The organism is Desulfospira joergensenii DSM 10085 (assembly GCF_000420085.1).
Taxonomy (GTDB): Bacteria; Desulfobacterota; Desulfobacteria; order Desulfobacterales; family Desulfobacteraceae; genus Desulfospira; species Desulfospira joergensenii.
Map to the genome: position 1 here is coordinate 1,185,237 of NZ_ATUG01000002.1, position 19,109 is coordinate 1,204,345.

Below are 19,109 nucleotides of genomic sequence, written 5' to 3' on the forward strand. Positions count from 1 at the left end.
TCAAAAAAACCTTAAAACACCCTGCCTCCGACTAAGCCGGGGGCAGGGTGTTTATTGATGATAGCCGGCCTGATCCAAGATTTCGGTACCAAACGTATTCAAATTCTTCATCTATTATTTTTCGGGTTTCCGGGCGGGGCGATTTTAGGATCAAAAAGGCAGGAAATATTTTTTTTAAGGATGGTGAGAAAATGTTCATTGGAAGAAGGGCAGGATTCTATTGCCAGCTCCATGGAGCGGTCATAGAAGAGCATGGCCCTGTCCCAGGTCCCCTTTAAGGTGTGAAGAAGGCCCATATTGTTCAGCAGCACGGCTTCAAGACATTTTTTCTCCAGATTTTGACTCAGGCAGAGAGCGGCCTCCATATTTGAAAAAGCCGTTTTAAAATCCCGGTCATTTCCAGCCGCCATTGCCCTCAGGGTAAGGACCTCAACCACCCTTTCCATATCACTCAGCTCATGGGGTGAGGTGGAATGGCCGTTGTTCTTTTTGGGGCTGTTTTTCTTAGAATCCAAAGGTTTAACCCTGAAAAAATAATTATTAGCTATACCAAACAATAAAAGCGATCTGCCTTCTTGTCAAGTTGGCCGGGGATTTAACGTGGCCCGGTCCGATGCGGCTATATCAGTCCCCGGCTTTTTCAAATAAAGTTCGGGCAGGATAATTTTTATTTCCTTTTCAAAATCTTCTTTCTGCCAGTAGACGATATAATTGACAAGGGCCCGGATGGGTGTATACCCGGCTTGGCGGAATGTTTCCAGTTTGTCTGAGAAGGATCTGGAAAATATTAATACAGGAACACCGCCTTTGTCCAGGCAGCGGTTTTCACGGAGGATTAATTCATCACCGCTTTTCATTTGAGAAATCTGAAACTGCCTGCCCATAAAGTAATCAAGCCAGATTTCCCGATGGCCCAAATGCATGACCAGTTGATCCGGAGGAAGCTGTTTTTCATTATTATTGATCCGTTCCATTTTTTGAGCTGAAATATCATCCATAAAGTTTGAGTTCAGATGGATGGTCAGGTTTTGTTTCGCTCTAGTCATGGCAACATAGACCAGACGTTTTTTTCCATCATTGATAAGATCGAAATGATCAAGCATTAAAAAAACATGATCAAACTCTCTTCCCTTGGCTTTGTGCATGGTGGATACAAAAATGGAGTCGTCGGGTTCATCTGAGAAATCCTCCAGTTTCGATTCCCTGACGAATATTTCAAAATCAGATCTGTATTTTTTCCGGGGGTTGGCCGCTTCAAACCCTTTGATAATTTTAATGCAGATATCCATTTTCGAACTGTCTTTGAATTCATTCCATAAGCTGCGTTTGGCCGCTTTCCATAACTCGTCATTGATGATAAACGTGTCTTCCCGCAGGGTAAGCCGGTCCAGGAAATATCTGATTTCTAAGAGATTATACAGATTGAACCCCTCATTGGTCTGGATCAGCTTTGCCGGCATTTTGTTCTCAAGGAGCAGGCCTTGAGCCTGCAAGGCCTCTTCATTGGTGTGGGTCAAGACACAGGTTGTCCCCTTAAGCCGGGTGGAAAGAAGGTCCTGAACAAGAGGGGTGATCAGATTTCGGCTTTTATATCGAACGATTTTTATCTGCCCGCAGTCTGCCTGCCTGGCGATAATTGGATTCTCTTTTAAACGGCGGCGGATCTTCTTTGCAAAATTGTTTGTAAATTCAACGAGATTATTCTTGCTTCTGTAGTTTTCAACCAGTTGATGCATGACTGCGTTTTTTTCTGAAATGAGCTGTTCAAGGTGTTTTGAGCTGGATCCCCTGAATTCATAAATATTCTGGTCATCATCTCCTACAGCAATGATCCGCATGTCAGGATTCTGATCTGCCAGAACATTGATCAGTTCGTATTCGTCTGCGTCCATATCCTGGGCTTCGTCGATCACAAGAACGGCTTTGGCAATCCTGGCCGGTTCAACCTGTCCATCCTTTATTTTTGCAATCGTTTTTTTGATAATTTCGCCCGACTTTTCAAGGCTTCCGATTTTGCCGAGCAGGTCAAAACAATAGGAATGAAAGGTCTTTATCTCGATAAAATTAGCAGCATTTCCGATCAGAGCGATCAGCCGTTTCTTGAATTCTGTCGCAGCAGCCCTTGAAAATGTGACCATGAGCAATTGTTCATGTTTTACATCTTCCATTAAAAGAAGAGAAGCCAGCTTATGAACCAGTATCCTTGTCTTGCCGCTTCCCGGGCCTGCTGCAACCACCATGTACTGGGTTTTATTATCGTTTATGATGTTTAACTGGGCGGCAGAAAGCTCCCCGAAAAGCTGTCTGAATTTGGCAGGCGTAATATTTCTTTTGATTTCATTTCCCCGGCTGCCTTTAAAATACCTGCGAAGAAACGATGCATAATTTAACTGGAAATAATCCTCCACAAATTGCAGGGCGGCCTTGTAATCGCGGATCATTTTTCTGGCATATTCCCCCACGATATGGATCTGTTCCACCTTGTTTTCGTAAAACTGCCCCAGTTTTTTATAGTCCTCGTTTTTGTACCGTCTTCTGTTGTCCTTTTCCAGCCGTTCAATTGTCAGCCGGTTGTAGGCAACCAGAAAGCCGCCTTCGATCCGGATCGCACCTATCCTGGAAAGATAGAACAGGGTATCTTCGATTTCATCAATAGTCGTTTTCTGCCTGAAAAGAGATTCACCACTTTCATAGGCCGCCTTTAATTCAAGCACTGAAAACTCGATCAATGCCAAATCCCCTCCAATGGTGAATTTATCCTCACTGGATTTTCCTACGCTGCCTGCATCACTCTTTTTTTTACTTCTTTCATAGAGCAGTTCAACAATAAACTGGGCCAGTTCATGCCGTTTTTCAAGTTTGTGTTTAAACTCTTCTTTGGGCTGGGTTAAGGCTGCAGAAAAGGTGTTTTTCGAATATCCGTGATGGCTTCTTTTAATCCAGTTTTTGATTGCCCAGAAATTGATGATCGTTTTGATAGTGGCGGGATTGACATTTCTACATCCGCTTTCTTCTGCCTGCTCGTTGAGTTCTTTGATATGAAAAATGGTTTCCTGCTGCTCAATACGCGTCAATAAAAAAGTTTCAAGGTCTGCAAATTTCTGCACAATATTGAGAGACCGGTTTGTTTTTTCACCTTTTTTGATAAACGCCGTCAGGTCTTTGGCATCTGCCAGTATTTTTTCTTCCCTCAGCCTCGTGATGATATGGATGACATCTTCTTTTACGATCCCCAGGTGGTCACTGATATAATCCACCCTTGATTCAGCCGTCTCATCATCGGCCTGTTTTCTGGTTTTGCTTGAGAACAGCTTTTTGATGATCCGCACGGCGTGCTGCTTCTGCTTTTCCTCAAACCGTTCTGATGCCGTGATCCGGTCAATGGCTTCCTGGGCGTTTTTCGCCAGGATGCTGTTTGCATAGATCCTGGGCATATTCTGCCCCCGCTTCAGGTAGCCCGCATTTTCCAGGGCTGCAATGGCGGTCTTCACCCTTGTTTCTATTTCGTCAATATTATCATCCCAGCCGGCTTTTCTTGCAATTTCCAGGGCTGAATTTGAGGCTCTTGAGCGGAAACGGGTAATCTCCTTAACGGCTTTCCAGACCTGCTGGATTTCCCTGACATTGAGTCTGGTCTGATTCAAAAGGATAAAATGCTTGCCAAGATCCTCTTCATTAAACAGGACGAAACAGTCTGCCGTGATATTTTCATCCCTTCCAGCGCGGCCGGCTTCCTGGACATAATTTTCAAGGGAATCAGAGATCTCATAATGAATCACCATGCCGACATCTTTTTTATCCACCCCCATTCCAAAGGCAGATGTGGCCACCATGATATCCACATCCCCTCGGATAAAGGCGTCCTGGTTTTCCATTTTCTTATTCTTGTCCATCTTGCCGTGATAGGGTTTTGCATGGTATCCGTCTGCCGTCAGCCGCTCTGCCAGCTCAAAGGCCCTGTAAGTTCTTGAAACATAAATAATGGTGGGACATTTTTTCTGATCCATCAGATCCCTGAGCGAATGATATTTTTCCTCTTCATTGTCTTTGAAAAATACCTTGTACTGCAGGTTGGTCCTGGACGCATTTGAATTGAAAATTTCAAGATCCAGTTCCAGGTTATCTTTAAAATAGGCCTTTATATCCTGGATGACCTTTTGTTTCGCCGTTGCCGTAAAACAGGAAACCGGTATTTTGTCTTCCAGATGCTTTTTATCCTGAATGGCCTTTATAAAATCGCCGATGTACAGATAATCGACCCTGAAATCCTGTCCCCAGGAGGAAAAACAATGGGCCTCGTCAATCACAAAACGGACAATATTTCTTTTCAGGATCACGTGCTCAATGGTTCTGGAACGCAGGGATTCCGGAGAAATATAGAGTATGGACGCCGTGCCGTTTTCCACCCGTTCAAAAGACTTTCCCCTTTCAATGGGATCAAGCAGGCCGTTGATTGTGACGGCATTGGTAATGCCTGCCTTTTCCAGGTTGTCAACCTGGTCTTTCATCAGGGACTGGAGAGGGGAGATGACGATGGTCAGACCCCTGGCGTTTTCCCCGCTCATCAGGGCAGGCACCTGGAATGCGATGGATTTGCCTCCCCCGGTAGGAAATACGGCAAGAATGGATTTCCTGTCGACGGCCGCCTGAACCGCCTGTTCCTGCAGGGCTTCCCCTCCATAGGCCCTGTAGGAATTAAACTTGAAAAATTTTTTCAGGCCTCGGTGGATATCCAATGCCTGGTTGCAGTAATCACATCCTCTCAGGCATGGATTGTTCCTTAAAAGAACCATCACCTGTTCAATTTCAGGATAGGTTTTCAACACCCAGGGCGGGGTAATGGAATAATGGTCATCCGTATGAACAAGGGACAGGCAATAGGCGAGCGCCACAGGAAAGTCTGTGACAATCTTTTCCAAGTCTGCATGGTTGCAGATCTCTAAATGGAATTTTTTAAAGATCAGGGGGGCAATGCAGGCGGTTGTATCTGCCCGGAATCCAAGATACCGGAAAAAACCCTGAAATCCTTGTTTGTCATGCAAAAGAGAAAAAAATATCTGTTTTAAATCATTGTCGGCCTGCTTGAATGCCTCAACCTCGTCATGAAAAAGATCCCTTGCCTTTATGGAATCATTTAAAGGATTGTTGATATCCTCTGTCTGTAATTTATCGTCTTTGAGCAGGGCATGGTAGGGTCTGACCGGGAAAAGCAGGGGAGACAAAAACAGGGTGTCAATCACATCCGCCCGGTCTATTCCCGCTTTTTCAACCGCATGGCTGATATAATTTAAATCATGATTGATGATGTTGTGGCCGCATAAAAAACGGGTGCCTTGAAGAAATTCGGTAAATCCGGCAACAGAACCGGAATGGAATGTGTCTTTATTCTCTTTTATACTGCCGAGATCCAGTATTCTGCCGCTTCCGGGATCAATTTCAGTATCTGCAAAAGCTATGGAAGGCCCTGTTTTCAATCATAATCCTCATCATAATCCGGGTATTGATCCGGAGAGCTGCCTGCAGATTTGATCAGTTTCATGTGTTTTTTTGTGGTCCTTACACGTCCGATCTTCTGAACCCGTATCCGGTGCCACCAATCATCACCGAAATCGAATAGATAATGGAAGACATCCTTTTCATTAAGCTCGATGTCACCGATCCGTGTTTCGGCCGCTGACCTTCTCTTTCGACCATATCCCATTATATCCTCAACATTTTGGGGATGCGTTATCTCAGGGGAATCATATATGGTCCTGAAACTTTTTGAATCTTCCCTAGTCAGGAAAAAGGAATATAGGTGAGGGTCGTATCTATCAAAAACCTTGAATATCATATCATGCAGATCTTCAAAGCTGCAATTTCCACTGATGTCGATCAAACGATACAGTCTGGGAATTCCAATTATGGATACTCTGAGTTGAAATATTTTCATCTTTGTCCTTTTTTAGCAGTTATTGTTTCAAAATCACAGGCTTGAGCGAGTGCATTTTTGATTTATTGGGATTTTTATATAATTCTTTTGGATCCATAAAAAAACACCTATAGTTCAACCGAATAGGGGTTTAAAAACTGCCGTTTCCAAAGAAGCTGCTTATCCACCTCATTCAATTCGGCCTCTTTACAGACAGATTCCCAATGTTGCTCGATTGCGGCAATCTGGCTATGGAATATGTTGCGGGCCTCTTTTTCAGTTAAAAGGAAATTGTGCGCTGTCTCTAAGCATGACTTGAGCTTGCTCAGATTGTTTTCTCCATATATGCGCATGGCCTGTGACGCCTCATTGCCTGTGCGGCCTTGTGGGCAAATATCATAAGCAGGTGTCAGTGTCAGCGCAGTGCCGTCCCAGAAGGCCGCATGGTTTCGTGCATGATCGTCAGTGTTCCCGCATAGAATATTGAAGACAAGTCGGGAGAACATCTCTTTGAGTGTCTGCCTTGGATGGGTAAAGCGGTGGCGGATAATTTCAGATAAAGTTTCGTAGCTGGCGTAACGAGCCATCATGTCATCCAAAGCAAACAGCGTCAGGGCCGAAACCATAGCCTTGCGTGTCCACTTGCCGGCTTTGGGTTCGCGATCAAATCGCTCGATCAGAAGAACATCCCTGTTCGCTGCTTTTTTTAATGCTACGGGTGCGACATCCAATCCTGCCAATTCAGCCAACCGCATGGCAATGTATTCAGCTTTCACGACGCTGTACAGATCTGTGCTGGATGAAAACTTGGCCACGTATTTTTTTCCGCCTTCTTCAACCAAGGCTTTGGGACGAGCCCCGCCTATGGAGCTGCCATGAAAAAGCGCCTGATCCAGCTCCGGAGTGAGGGGAATCCCTTGCTCGACTCTTTCTGCAGATGCAATCAACTCTTCCATAGTGACATTATTTACATTACGAGGCACATACTCTGCAGGCGACTGTTGAAAATCCAGCGCACCAATTCGATCTGACCCAGACTCCAGCAGGTACGTCAGTTCATCTAAATCGGCTGTGTCCGTGCCGGTACCTTTCAGTCCTAATTTTTTGTTGATAATCACACGTCTTCCCCAGGCATCAGGTGCCGCATCCCTAATACAACCAGGCATGGTCAAACCCTCGAGCAAAGGCAGCAATCCGGTTCTTAGCGGCAATTCGGGTTCGTAAATTGCAATTGCGGGCTTGCCGGCATTGACACGCTCCAGGTAGCTTCTGCCATAGTTGAACATGATATTGCCGTTATCCGCTTCAAGACGCCCGGCTACAACCGGTTCGGTTTCACCGGGGGGCCAGATCCAAACAAAGGCTTCTTTTTCCGTCTTAAAAGTCATCCTTCACCTTTTTTGACTTCTTGCGAACAGACTTTGGCATGAGCGCCAGCTTTTCCCTTGTGTTACGAAGCTGTCTGGTCAGAGCGCTTCCATCAGCCTCAAACAACTTGATGCCGACAATGGTGGCCACTTCGAAAACAGCTCCAATTTCACATTTGAGATTGCCTTTTTCAATGCGTTGCAGCAGCCCCCTGGAAATACCGGCACGATCCGCCAGTTCTTGGGCAGTAAGTTTGTGTTCATTGCGTGCTTCCCGGATCAACGCGCCGAGCAGGGCTGCCGCATCTCGGCTATACCGGGAGTAGGTGCGTGGGATAGATTTTGGCATCTCTTTCCTTTGGTTTATATATAGAACATAATATGATTATATGGTCTTTTTACAGATCAAAATTATAATGTTTAAATCCACTTGTCAAATGATATTTTGATTTATATATAATCCATTTGCCGTCATTGTGTTCCATATATAAGGCATTGTTTGCCGTTGTCCTGGACCCGATATGGCAATGGCCGGTATGGATATGGTTTGGTATGCTGATATGGGGTCGGGTGAACAAGAAAGTCATTACAACGTTTCAAAAACACCGGCTTGCCCGTGTGCTTTTTGTTTGTTTGAATATCCGTTCTGATTTTCTATATTGCTCTTTTTGCTCCCAAAAAGTGGAATATAGGCCTATAATCGGGGTGTTTTTAGAGGTGATTTCTTTTTATTTCAGTTTGTTGCCGTGGCCCGACCGCATTTAACCATCGTGACCGCATTTAACCATCCGTGGCCCGACCCCATTTAACCATTTACCACTAAACTTGATTGAGAGCAACATCGTTTCAAAGTTGCCACAATTTCCCGGAAAGCCGCCCCTGGCAGTCCGCTGCAACGATTTGTTATACACGCTTTAAAATATGTTCTTTAATAGAATTTTAATTGTTTGAACAATTCGGATGCTTTATCTGATAGCTTGCTATCCTTATCCCCTTTGTAATATCGATTTGAATAATCAAAATTTATACCAAGATTTTTGTTTTGAGGGTGACGAAGTACATAACCAGACATTTCTAAAATCATTGGATCTTTTCTCTTAGATCTTTTTTTTGCTTTTTTATCTATCGCAACTGAATGATAGAAGACGCAAAAATCTTCAAAGTTTGCATAAGGTGCAATTTCATCTTTGATCATGTCAAACCTCTTGGAATCTGTGTCTTTTTCTCTTCCAGTTTTCACATAATTTAAAAAAGACTCTTTCGAGTCAATTTTTGGAAGTTCAAATAAAATAATGCTTAAAGCATAGGTTTCATCTTCTTTTTCACCATTTTTAGCCAACGCCATTTGCGATTTGTTTCGGTAAGCAATTATCCAATCTTCGTTTTTTGGAGGAACAAATTTATAATATATAGAATGATCAAGAATATCATCTATTTCTGTAATGGGCTCATTCTCACTAGCTAAAACTTTTCCAACTCGATTTGATATGTTTGTATCCTCAATCCATAGCTTTGCACTTTTTTCTAACTCTTTATGCTTTATCTGATACGTTTTACCCGGAAAGGTTTTTACCTTAAACAGGTAACGAGAGTTAATATGTCGTTTGAAAGTAGGGCCATTCCAATATTTGACTTCAACCTCATACTCATCTGGTTTTAGAAGCACTTCTGCATTCCATTTGCTATTCCAAAGCTGCTGAAATGTTCTGATTTTTTTTCCATTAATAAATTCGATAGAAACATTTTTACTATCAGTTACCAGAATTGATGCTTCTTCAGGTTTTAGGTTACTATCTTCACTCATGTTAATGCTTTGACGTACACATCCCAAAAGAGCGAATAATATCCACAGACTAATTGTTATTTTTATAAGGTTTTTTAACAATGTTGTTTTCTCCTAATAGTGTATAACACCCCAAATAACCGACTCGCCCGGTTCATTTGGAATGTTGGAAGGGTTTAATTGGGAAATTATGGTCAATTTTCTCTTAGAATGCCCATTTGGGGGTCAAAATGGGACCGCTAAGAGCAGCTTTTCAGGGTTTGTAAAAAATTTATTCTTTAAAAACAGATGGTTGCAAAGTCTTGCTTGGTCCGACCCTCTTTCTCTTCACCTAAGAATTCACAATTCACAGGAATTCTAACCTTAGAATTAAGCTGAAAAATCTGGGGCTCCATTTAACGAGGTGTGTGCGAAATAAATTCCGCCGCTATTGGTAAAAAATGAAAATAATAAAGCCATCATGTACCAAAAGGGAAATATGAAAAAATCATATTTTCGATATCTAAATAAGCATATCTTTTCTGATGGTAGCCCCAGAAAATTCAGTATGAAATTAGCTTTTTAGTAGCCTTTTAGCAATTCCTTTCTTTCAAGAATATTAAATAATTCTAAATGATCCCATGAAATGAACCAAGGGAATGAAGATAGTTTTGTTGTCCACTCACTTACGGACTCTTCTGTTGGCTTTTTGCCTTTCCACATACTTAACAAATTTCTGACCCATTTTTTTTTATCATTATCGCAAACATACGGGCATGCAACTATATCGAGAAACAAATAGCACATTTCTGAGTTAATTCTTATGTCAGAGAGGTCTTTTAATTTGGTATCGATATGTGATAATAGTTTGCTTTTAATTTGGTTATATTTCTCTTCATTCCCAATATAATAGAGCAAAGATGTAATTTGAAAATAATTTGAAGATTCCTCTCCTTTTACCATTGAATCAAATTCTATTTTCTTTTTATTATCTTTGAATTTAAATACTTTTTTAATGGTTTCATGATCAAGCATAAAATCAGATCCCATTATTCTTGTTGATAAAAGAATGTTCATCGCCTCTAATAAAAAATTGTGGTCTTCTAAATGATATAACTTATTGAACCAGCCACTTTCTAAAAAATATTTTGTGTGCTCATAAATTTTCAGCCTGATTGAATTTGATTCATCTTTAATGAAAGCACTAAAAAAATTAACCGTTAAAAGATTAATAGTGCTGAGTTTAATTGATGAACTGACAGAAGGGCTAACAGTGTATAAATGATATGAAATATCAATTAACACGTGGAAAAGTTCCCTAAACGCAGAAGCATTTTTGTCAAGAATGTCTTGATGCGGAGCATTCTCGACTATATTAAAAATGAAATTATTAATTGCTGATAGTGAATAAAGATTCACAACATCGTTAATTTCAGAATCATAGATGCTGGTACCTTTCAAGTCATTTAGGAAATTTGAAATTAAGTTTTCTTTTTTCCAAATCTTTTTCGGGAGGAGGAACGTTTTTTGGCTTTCATCTTCTGTTTGTCTTTCAGTCAAGCTCTCTATGAATGTATTTATAATTTTCTTTGTTGCTAATATCGATTTTGATAATGGAGTGATGAACGGATGTTTAGTCTTTGTGGTTTTATTCGTATTTAAGAATAATTTATACTCGCGTAACTTATTTTCTATAATATGATATAAATTTTCACATATTTCATCTGAGAGAGCAAAAATGTAAATGTCATCTACATATCGTTTAATTTCATAGTGTATGCCTTTTAAATATTTGTTTTTTGAATTTTTTGCATCTTCTTCAATATTACAATCAATTTGTTGAAAAATAATCTCTGAAAAAATTCTACTTACTTCGGGGCCAATTATAATTCCATTCGTTTCATTATAATTTAGCGACTGCATTAATCGATCGAATATATTGCCAAAAGTTGATTTTGAGGACGTTGTCTCTTTTGAATGTTTTTTTGTTTTAAGAGCCCATGTTACCGAATGAGTATATAAACTATCAAAGCACTTTGATATGTCTAATGACCAAAAAGAAGTATACTTTCTTTCCAGCATAATAAAATCAAAGGAATTAAAGAATTCATGAAGCCTCGAATATCCACGATACGAAAAATATGAAGTAACATGCTTGTATTTATTATCATCATTAATGTTGCTGATGCTAGAACCCTTGAATTTCTTAGTATTTGAAAGTCTGTTTTTATTAAAAAAACTTGAAGCGATTTTTTCTGGGCATCTAATGCTAAAATCACTTTTGAAGGGTGTTGAAATCGATGACGCAATTTTAACGTTATCCGACAAATTTTCAGTATGTTAGTAATTGAAAAAGCCTCTGTTTAGTTGTATCTTTCAAGCGCCTAAACAAAAAGGAAACAACACCACAGAGGCTTTATGCATACAAAAAATATCAGGCGAATCATCACAAAGCAATTGAAAAAGAGTTTTCCGAACTGGAAAAAGATGACAAGGAAGTCCAAAAAAGAGCTGACAAAGCAAATCATGATGGAAGTTTTGGATAATTATGATTATTCTCAAACCTTGGACATCCCCATCGAAGAACTCATAGGAGTTGAAGATCAGGCCCCCTCAGCAGAGATTCGTAGCCTTCCTGAGATGGCGTCCTACATTGAAAATTTTCATTCCGACAACCTGTTTCATTTTGACACCCTGAAAAAGCCATACCCTGAAATTGTAGACCCGGAATTGCAGTTTGTTGACCAACTTATAGACAACCAGATTATCAACAGCTTGATTGCGCCTGACGGATATTCCGCTGTGCACAGGGATATTCAACCCTACCAGTTATTTCGGATGGAGCTTTTAAAAATAATCAAATACCCTGAAATCAGTTACAGGAAATTTTGCAGCGATGAATATTTTGGCAGGGAACGAAAGCAAAACAGGCGTTTTGTGAGACTGCCTTTAAATACCAAACACCAGGCAGATCATACTGAATTGTGTCACTTCCGGCGTGGCCTGAATTTCAAACAATTGATGAATGTCCTGGTATATTTCCTCCATCATTTTTATAAATCAGGCTGTCTGGAGAGTGCCGTTATCCATGGTGTTGATTCCAGTGAACTGCCGTCTGAAATCAATTACCCCCTTTGCACAATTCAGGTCAAAGGCAAAAAAATACGAATGTATTCCGATCCGGACTGTGATTGTGGAAAACGCCGGAATAAAAGGGATAAATCGTATTACGTCATTGGCTACCGGCTTCACACCCTAACAGCCATCAACCCATCGACAGGCCATAGTTTTCCATTGGTATCCCTAATCGGGGCGGCAAATCATCATGACAGCCTGTTTTTAAAACCGTTGATCAAGCTTGCTCAAACATTGGGTATTGATATCAAATTGATAACCGCCGACCAGGCTTATTGCGCTGGACCCTAATGAATGAACAGCCTGGGGCCTGAGATAAGCTCTGAATCTGTTTTTTAAAAAAATTAAAAAATAGAAAAACATCGCACGGGTGACTGGTTTTTATGCGCCCGGAGGGCGTGTAAAAAACAGGCAGCAGTAACCCTATGCGACCGCCTTTCGTTCTTGGTTTTTATAGTAAATTTCATCTGGTGTCCAGTTGTCCAGTGACTGATGAAAGCGTTCCCCGTTGTAGTACAGGAACCATTGTGTCAGTCCTTGGCGGAGCTTCAAACCTCCTTCAAACGCCCTTAAATACAAATAGTGATACTTCAGAGTCCACCATAGCCGTTCAATGAAAATATTATCACGAAAACGGCCACGGCCATCCATGCTGATACGGATGGCGTTCTCCTTCAAGACTCCAGTGAAGGCCTCACTGGTGAACTGGCTCCCCTGGTCTGAATTGAATATTTCGGGACAACCATATTGATGTATCGCATCTTCAAGAGTGTCAATACAGAATGCCGTTTCAAGGGTATTGGAAAGCCGCCAGGATAATACTTTCCGACTATACCAGTCCATAATTGCCACAAGATACATAAAACCTTTGGCAAGAGGAATGTATGTGATATCCGCACACCAAACCTGATTGGGACGGTTTATTGTCAGTTTACGAAGCAAATAGGGATAGACCTTGTGCCTCGGGTGCTTCTTACTTGTTTTCGGCTTTGGATATATGGCCCGTAATCCCATTATGCTCATCAGTCTCCGGACACGCTTACGACTTATTTTATAGCCCAACCTTTGCAGAAAAGTACGCATTGATCGGCTTCCATAATTCGGGGTTTTTAAATATTGCTCATCAATCAGTCTCATCTGCTCAAGATCCAGACGACGAACTTTTTTGGGGCGGTAATATACCGAGGTTCGGCTTACCTTAAGCAACTTACATTGTTGAACAATGCTGATCCGAGGATTATTGAAATCGACCATTTTTTTACGTTCTGTTCGACTTAAAAGTTGAGCTTTTTCGACAAAAAATCGTTTTCCACCTTTAATTTGCCAATTTGGCGGTAAAGCTCATCTACTTTGGTATCCATATGTTTTTTTTGATTCCGATTTTTATCGAACACATCTGCGGCGCCGTTAAGCAGATTCCGTTTCCAGGTGTTGATCATTGTCGGGTGGATTTCATACCGCGCTGCCAACTCGGCTACTGTTTGCCCATTTTTCAGGGCAGCCAACGCAACCTTCGCTTTGAACTCAGGTGAATACTGTTTCCGTTTCCTGGTGGTCATTGCCAACTCCTTTCATGTTAGTGAATCAGAGCTTAGCACATTGTTCGGATTCTGGGGACCACCGCATAGATTGGGCTGAAATCCTTTTATCTTTTACAATTTTTTTTTCTAATAAATCAGTATTGCAGCTTTCGTAAAAATTCTGAATATCAAATCTATGTATCAGATAGGGCGAGTTTTCTTTTAGCAAACTAATCAAAACTGCTATGATCGCTTCTCGGCTTCGTATTTTAATCTTATATGCTTTTTTAATGTTATTTAGAAAGGCTCTTTCAATTATCCTACTTTGGATATTTTTAAAAATAAATGCATCCTTATTCTTAATGGAAATTTTTTTTATACTATTTTTGAAATACTCACCTGATGAGAAATGGTGAAAAATTTCTTCAGATTTTTTAAACCTTTCCCTTCTATCGAGCAGTGCGGCATCCGAAGAAATTTCTTTTAGGCCTATAAATTTTTGAAAATTTTTTATTGTATATGCAGTTTCAAACATTAACGATAATCTTTCCAGGTTTTATTAGACACAAAATAATGCCTTTCTCTCGCATAATGATCCTTTTCAAATCCCATATTCTTTTTTGAAGAATTGCTGCTAATAAGCCGCGTGGCTTTTTTCGTCCGCGGAATTTGCCTTGTTTTGCGCTTTCTTACAGCGACTTTTTATCAAATATTTTAGAAAGCTTCGGTATATATTTTGATTCCAATTCATCTAAATCTCCATATTTCCGCCAATATTGTTCCAACTCAGAATCTCCAATTTCTCGCTCTTTAACAAAAGAGACAAATAAAGCTTTCATAACTTTTGTTACTTCTTCAAGATCATCCATAGTGTTTAATAAAAATTTTATTCCTTGCTGAAGTCCAGTTTTAGTTCTGAGATCATATTCGTGCGAAAACTCATGTACAAATAAATTCCGAGCCTTTAAAGTCCTCTTCAGCCGTTCATCGAACGTCTCATCAACATTGACCCTTTTTCTTAGAAGGTTCATTAGTTGACCGAGCGTTTTATTGTCAGCATTTAGTATCGCATCTATAGTTTTTTGTACCTCTCCTGAAAATACAACCTTTGCAGTGAAAGCGATAAACATTTCCAGGTCCTGAAGCAAAATCAGTCGACAACCAATCTCGGCAAAGATCTCTTCAGGGATATCCTGATTTGTTCCTGGCTTAAAAGCGTGCGTTTTTTGTAAATCCACCATAATGTTCCTGGCACCGGCGGGCATAAGGCGCGACGGCGTTTTGCCGTCGACCTTAATACCCTTGTTGGCCAATATTTTTCATTAATACAACGGGTTGTTCCATTTTGCTCTTTCTTTGTCCCATCTATACGAATCTGTCTTTTGTGCCTCAAGAACAAACTTTTTATTATCCATTGTCATTAATACGACTTCAACATTCAGCTCATCTGCAATTTCTATGAGTGTATCGATATGATGTGCCTTCATTTTGCAACCCAAAAAAATTCTTTTAATGTAAGGAAAAGGCAATTTATTTTCAAAATACTTGCAGATATCGCCATCAATTATGATTCGCCATTCCTTTTCATAGTTCCATTTTGCAGATTTAACTATGAATGTTTTGTATAGCAACGCATCAATCTCACTGTCATGTACTAATTCATTGTTAGCATTGAGTTTTAATTTTTGTAATTTCGTTCTTGGGATATTCACCCGATTTGCTGTATAAATTACAGGGAATAAACCAGCTACAGTAATAAAGGGTGTTGAAATCGATGACGCAATTTTAACGTTATCCGACAAATTTTCAGTATGTTAGTAATTGAAAAAGCCTCTGTTTAGTTGTATCTTTCAAGCGCCTAAACAAAAAGGAAACAACACCACAGAGGCTTTATGCATACAAAAAATATCAGGCGAATCATCACAAAGCAATTGAAAAAGAGTTTTCCGAACTGGAAAAAGATGACAAGGAAGTCCAAAAAAGAGCTGACAAAGCAAATCATGATGGAAGTTTTGGATAATTATGATTATTCTCAAACCTTGGACATCCCCATCGAAGAACTCATAGGAGTTGAAGATCAGGCCCCCTCAGCAGAGATTCGTAGCCTTCCTGAGATGGCGTCCTACATTGAAAATTTTCATTCCGACAACCTGTTTCATTTTGACACCCTGAAAAAGCCATACCCTGAAATTGTAGACCCGGAATTGCAGTTTGTTGACCAACTTATAGACAACCAGATTATCAACAGCTTGATTGCGCCTGACGGATATTCCGCTGTGCACAGGGATATTCAACCCTACCAGTTATTTCGGATGGAGCTTTTAAAAATAATCAAATACCCTGAAATCAGTTACAGGAAATTTTGCAGCGATGAATATTTTGGCAGGGAACGAAAGCAAAACAGGCGTTTTGTGAGACTGCCTTTAAATACCAAACACCAGGCAGATCATACTGAATTGTGTCACTTCCGGCGTGGCCTGAATTTCAAACAATTGATGAATGTCCTGGTATATTTCCTCCATCATTTTTATAAATCAGGCTGTCTGGAGAGTGCCGTTATCCATGGTGTTGATTCCAGTGAACTGCCGTCTGAAATCAATTACCCCCTTTGCACAATTCAGGTCAAAGGCAAAAAAATACGAATGTATTCCGATCCGGACTGTGATTGTGGAAAACGCCGGAATAAAAGGGATAAATCGTATTACGTCATTGGCTACCGGCTTCACACCCTAACAGCCATCAACCCATCGACAGGCCATAGTTTTCCATTGGTATCCCTAATCGGGGCGGCAAATCATCATGACAGCCTGTTTTTAAAACCGTTGATCAAGCTTGCTCAAACATTGGGTATTGATATCAAATTGATAACCGCCGACCAGGCTTATTGCGCTGGACCCTAATGAATGAACAGCCTGGGGCCTGAGATAAGCTCTGAATCTGTTTTTTAAAAAAATTAAAAAATAGAAAAACATCGCACGGGTGACTGGTTTTTATGCGCCCGGAGGGCGTGTAAAAAACAGGCAGCAGTAACCCTATGCGACCGCCTTTCGTTCTTGGTTTTTATAGTAAATTTCATCTGGTGTCCAGTTGTCCAGTGACTGATGAAAGCGTTCCCCGTTGTAGTACAGGAACCATTGTGTCAGTCCTTGGCGGAGCTTCAAACCTCCTTCAAACGCCCTTAAATACAAATAGTGATACTTCAGAGTCCACCATAGCCGTTCAATGAAAATATTATCACGAAAACGGCCACGGCCATCCATGCTGATACGGATGGCGTTCTCCTTCAAGACTCCAGTGAAGGCCTCACTGGTGAACTGGCTCCCCTGGTCTGAATTGAATATTTCGGGACAACCATATTGATGTATCGCATCTTCAAGAGTGTCAATACAGAATGCCGTTTCAAGGGTATTGGAAAGCCGCCAGGATAATACTTTCCGACTATACCAGTCCATAATTGCCACAAGATACATAAAACCTTTGGCAAGAGGAATGTATGTGATATCCGCACACCAAACCTGATTGGGACGGTTTATTGTCAGTTTACGAAGCAAATAGGGATAGACCTTGTGCCTCGGGTGCTTCTTACTTGTTTTCGGCTTTGGATATATGGCCCGTAATCCCATTATGCTCATCAGTCTCCGGACACGCTTACGACTTATTTTATAGCCCAACCTTTGCAGAAAAGTACGCATTGATCGGCTTCCATAATTCGGGGTTTTTAAATATTGCTCATCAATCAGTCTCATCTGCTCAAGATCCAGACGACGAACTTTTTTGGGGCGGTAATATACCGAGGTTCGGCTTACCTTAAGCAACTTACATTGTTGAACAATGCTGATCCGAGGATTATTGAAATCGACCATTTTTTTACGTTCTGTTCGACTTAAAAGTTGAGCTTTTTCGACAAAAAATCGTTTTCCACCTTTAATTTGCCAATTTGGCGGTAAAGCTCATCTACTTTGGTATCCATATGTTTTTTTTGATTCCGATTTTTATCGAACACATCTGCGGCGCCGTTAAGCAGATTCCGTTTCCAGGTGTTGATCATTGTCGGGTGGATTTCATACCGCGCTGCCAACTCGGCTACTGTTTGCCCATTTTTCAGGGCAGCCAACGCAACCTTCGCTTTGAACTCAGGTGAATACTGTTTCCGTTTCCTGGTGGTCATTGCCAACTCCTTTCATGTTAGTGAATCAGAGCTTAGCACATTGTTCGGATTCTGGGGACCACCGCATAGATTGGGCTGAAATCCTTTTATCTTTTACAATTTTTTTTTCTAATAAATCAGTATTGCAGCTTTCGTAAAAATTCTGAATATCAAATCTATGTATCAGATAGGGCGAGTTTTCTTTTAGCAAACTAATCAAAACTGCTATGATCGCTTCTCGGCTTCGTATTTTAATCTTATATGCTTTTTTAATGTTATTTAGAAAGGCTCTTTCAATTATCCTACTTTGGATATTTTTAAAAATAAATGCATCCTTATTCTTAATGGAAATTTTTTTTATACTATTTTTGAAATACTCACCTGATGAGAAATGGTGAAAAATTTCTTCAGATTTTTTAAACCTTTCCCTTCTATCGAGCAGTGCGGCATCCGAAGAAATTTCTTTTAGGCCTATAAATTTTTGAAAATTTTTTATTGTATATGCAGTTTCAAACATTAACGATAATCTTTCCAGGTTTTATTAGACACAAAATAATGCCTTTCTCTCGCATAATGATCCTTTTCAAATCCCATATTCTTTTTTGAAGAATTGCTGCTAATAAGCCGCGTGGCTTTTTTCGTCCGCGGAATTTGCCTTGTTTTGCGCTTTCTTACAGCGACTTTTTATCAAATATTTTAGAAAGCTTCGGTATATATTTTGATTCCAATTCATCTAAATCTCCATATTTCCGCCAATATTGTTCCAACTCAGAATCTCCAATTTCTCGCTCTTTAACAAAAGAGACAAATAAAGCTTTCATAACTTTTGTTACTTCTTCAAGATCATCCATAGTGTTTAATAAAAATTTTATTCCTTGCTGAAGTCCAGTTTTAGTTCTGAGATCATATTCGTGCGAAAACTCATGTACAAATAAATTCCGAGCCTTTAAAGTCCTCTTCAGCCGTTCATCGAACGTCTCATCAACATTGACCCTTTTTCTTAGAAGGTTCATTAGTTGACCGAGCGTTTTATTGTCAGCATTTAGTATCGCATCTATAGTTTTTTGTACCTCTCCTGAAAATACAACCTTTGCAGTGAAAGCGATAAACATTTCCAGGTCCTGAAGCAAAATCAGTCGACAACCAATCTCGGCAAAGATCTCTTCAGGGATATCCTGATTTGTTCCTGGCTTAAAAGCGTGCGTTTTTTGTAAATCCACCATAATGTTCCTGGCACCGGCGGGCATAAGGCGCGACGGCGTTTTGC

General features: G+C 40.5%; 16 protein-coding genes. 2 read left to right on the forward strand and 14 right to left on the reverse strand.

Annotation, left to right across the window (positions count from 1 at the left end; translation table 11 throughout):
- Positions 1-107: 107 nt before the first annotated feature.
- The 7 genes from F608_RS35030 to drt3b form a co-directional block, all read right to left on the reverse strand.
- On the reverse strand, positions 108-515 hold the full coding sequence (locus tag F608_RS35030) for a hypothetical protein (protein WP_022667025.1): 408 nt from the start codon (positions 513-515) through the stop codon (positions 108-110).
- 63 nt (positions 516-578) lie between these two features.
- Positions 579-5,474: a RecQ family ATP-dependent DNA helicase gene (locus tag F608_RS32485; RefSeq protein WP_022667026.1), complete on the reverse strand. Its 4,896-nt coding sequence runs from the start codon at positions 5,472-5,474 to the stop codon at positions 579-581.
- Positions 5,471-5,932 carry an IS1096 element passenger TnpR family protein gene (locus tag F608_RS0117860; RefSeq protein ID WP_022667027.1) on the reverse strand — a complete coding sequence of 154 codons (462 nt, stop codon included), beginning with the start codon at positions 5,930-5,932 and terminating at the stop codon, positions 5,471-5,473. The genes F608_RS32485 and F608_RS0117860 overlap by 4 nt, the downstream gene beginning before the upstream one ends.
- A gap of 107 nt (positions 5,933-6,039) precedes the next feature.
- Entirely contained in the window at positions 6,040-7,299 is a 1,260-nt protein-coding gene (locus F608_RS0117865; RefSeq protein WP_022667028.1) for a type II toxin-antitoxin system HipA family toxin, read from the reverse strand.
- A complete protein-coding gene (locus F608_RS0117870) occupies positions 7,289-7,627 on the reverse strand; it encodes a helix-turn-helix transcriptional regulator (protein ID WP_022667029.1) in 339 nt (112 codons plus the stop codon). The genes F608_RS0117865 and F608_RS0117870 overlap by 11 nt, the downstream gene beginning before the upstream one ends.
- A 579-nt stretch (positions 7,628-8,206) precedes the next feature.
- On the reverse strand, positions 8,207-9,163 hold the full coding sequence (locus tag F608_RS0117880; RefSeq protein ID WP_022667031.1) for a hypothetical protein: 957 nt from the start codon (positions 9,161-9,163) through the stop codon (positions 8,207-8,209).
- Between the two features lie 459 nt (positions 9,164-9,622).
- Complete coding sequence (drt3b, locus tag F608_RS0117885; protein WP_341833811.1) at positions 9,623-11,368, reverse strand: antiviral reverse transcriptase Drt3b; 1,746 nt, start codon at positions 11,366-11,368, stop codon at positions 9,623-9,625.
- A gap of 90 nt (positions 11,369-11,458) precedes the next feature.
- Between drt3b and F608_RS0117890 the strand changes: the two genes are divergently transcribed.
- Entirely contained in the window at positions 11,459-12,466 is a 1,008-nt protein-coding gene (locus tag F608_RS0117890) for a hypothetical protein (protein WP_022667033.1), read from the forward strand.
- 132 nt (positions 12,467-12,598) lie between these two features.
- Here F608_RS0117890 and F608_RS0117895 read toward each other — a convergent pair.
- From F608_RS0117895 to F608_RS0117915, 4 genes are all read right to left on the reverse strand, one after another.
- Positions 12,599-13,734 (reverse strand): IS3 family transposase gene (locus F608_RS0117895; protein ID WP_208599521.1). Its coding sequence is split into 2 segments (ribosomal slippage): positions 12,599-13,455 and positions 13,455-13,734, totalling 1,137 coding nucleotides; the frame shifts between segments, so codons are not numbered across the junction.
- A 25-nt stretch (positions 13,735-13,759) separates the two neighbouring features.
- Complete coding sequence (locus F608_RS0117905; protein WP_022667034.1) at positions 13,760-14,230, reverse strand: hypothetical protein; 471 nt, start codon at positions 14,228-14,230, stop codon at positions 13,760-13,762.
- A 154-nt stretch (positions 14,231-14,384) separates the two neighbouring features.
- Positions 14,385-14,936, reverse strand: a complete 552-nt coding sequence (locus F608_RS0117910) for a hypothetical protein (RefSeq protein WP_153307536.1) — start codon at positions 14,934-14,936, stop codon at positions 14,385-14,387.
- Between the two features lie 81 nt (positions 14,937-15,017).
- On the reverse strand, positions 15,018-15,497 hold the full coding sequence (locus F608_RS0117915; protein WP_022667036.1) for a DUF2971 domain-containing protein: 480 nt from the start codon (positions 15,495-15,497) through the stop codon (positions 15,018-15,020).
- 90 nt (positions 15,498-15,587) lie between these two features.
- Here F608_RS0117915 and F608_RS0117920 point away from each other — a divergent pair, with 90 nt between their 5' ends.
- Complete coding sequence (locus F608_RS0117920; RefSeq protein ID WP_022667033.1) at positions 15,588-16,595, forward strand: hypothetical protein; 1,008 nt, start codon at positions 15,588-15,590, stop codon at positions 16,593-16,595.
- A 132-nt stretch (positions 16,596-16,727) separates the two neighbouring features.
- On the opposite strand, the gene F608_RS0117925 is transcribed toward F608_RS0117920, so the two are convergent.
- The 3 genes from F608_RS0117925 to F608_RS0117940 all read right to left on the reverse strand — a co-directional run bounded on the left by F608_RS0117925 (position 16,728) and on the right by F608_RS0117940 (position 19,065).
- Positions 16,728-17,863 (reverse strand): IS3 family transposase gene (locus F608_RS0117925; protein WP_208599521.1). Its coding sequence is split into 2 segments (ribosomal slippage): positions 16,728-17,584 and positions 17,584-17,863, totalling 1,137 coding nucleotides; the frame shifts between segments, so codons are not numbered across the junction.
- 25 nt (positions 17,864-17,888) lie between these two features.
- Positions 17,889-18,359 carry a hypothetical protein gene (locus tag F608_RS0117935; protein ID WP_022667034.1) on the reverse strand — a complete coding sequence of 157 codons (471 nt, stop codon included), beginning with the start codon at positions 18,357-18,359 and terminating at the stop codon, positions 17,889-17,891.
- A gap of 154 nt (positions 18,360-18,513) precedes the next feature.
- Entirely contained in the window at positions 18,514-19,065 is a 552-nt protein-coding gene (locus F608_RS0117940) for a hypothetical protein (protein WP_153307536.1), read from the reverse strand.
- Positions 19,066-19,109: the final 44 nt, after the last annotated feature.

Bases quoted from the DNA above. Each gene is read 5' to 3' on its own strand.
- F608_RS0117940 (WP_153307536.1), bottom strand. From the start codon at position 19,065: ATGGTGGATTTACAAAAAACGCACGCTTTTAAGCCAGGAACAAATCAG.
- F608_RS0117870 (WP_022667029.1), bottom strand. From the start codon at position 7,627: ATGCCAAAATCTATCCCACGCACCTACTCCCGGTATAGCCGAGATGCG.
- F608_RS0117865 (WP_022667028.1), bottom strand. From the start codon at position 7,299: ATGACTTTTAAGACGGAAAAAGAAGCCTTTGTTTGGATCTGGCCCCCC.
- F608_RS0117920 (WP_022667033.1), top strand. From the start codon at position 15,588: ATGCATACAAAAAATATCAGGCGAATCATCACAAAGCAATTGAAAAAG.
- F608_RS0117905 (WP_022667034.1), bottom strand. From the start codon at position 14,230: ATGTTTGAAACTGCATATACAATAAAAAATTTTCAAAAATTTATAGGC.
- F608_RS0117890 (WP_022667033.1), top strand. From the start codon at position 11,459: ATGCATACAAAAAATATCAGGCGAATCATCACAAAGCAATTGAAAAAG.
- F608_RS0117860 (WP_022667027.1), bottom strand. From the start codon at position 5,932: ATGAAAATATTTCAACTCAGAGTATCCATAATTGGAATTCCCAGACTG.
- F608_RS0117910 (WP_153307536.1), bottom strand. From the start codon at position 14,936: ATGGTGGATTTACAAAAAACGCACGCTTTTAAGCCAGGAACAAATCAG.
- F608_RS0117935 (WP_022667034.1), bottom strand. From the start codon at position 18,359: ATGTTTGAAACTGCATATACAATAAAAAATTTTCAAAAATTTATAGGC.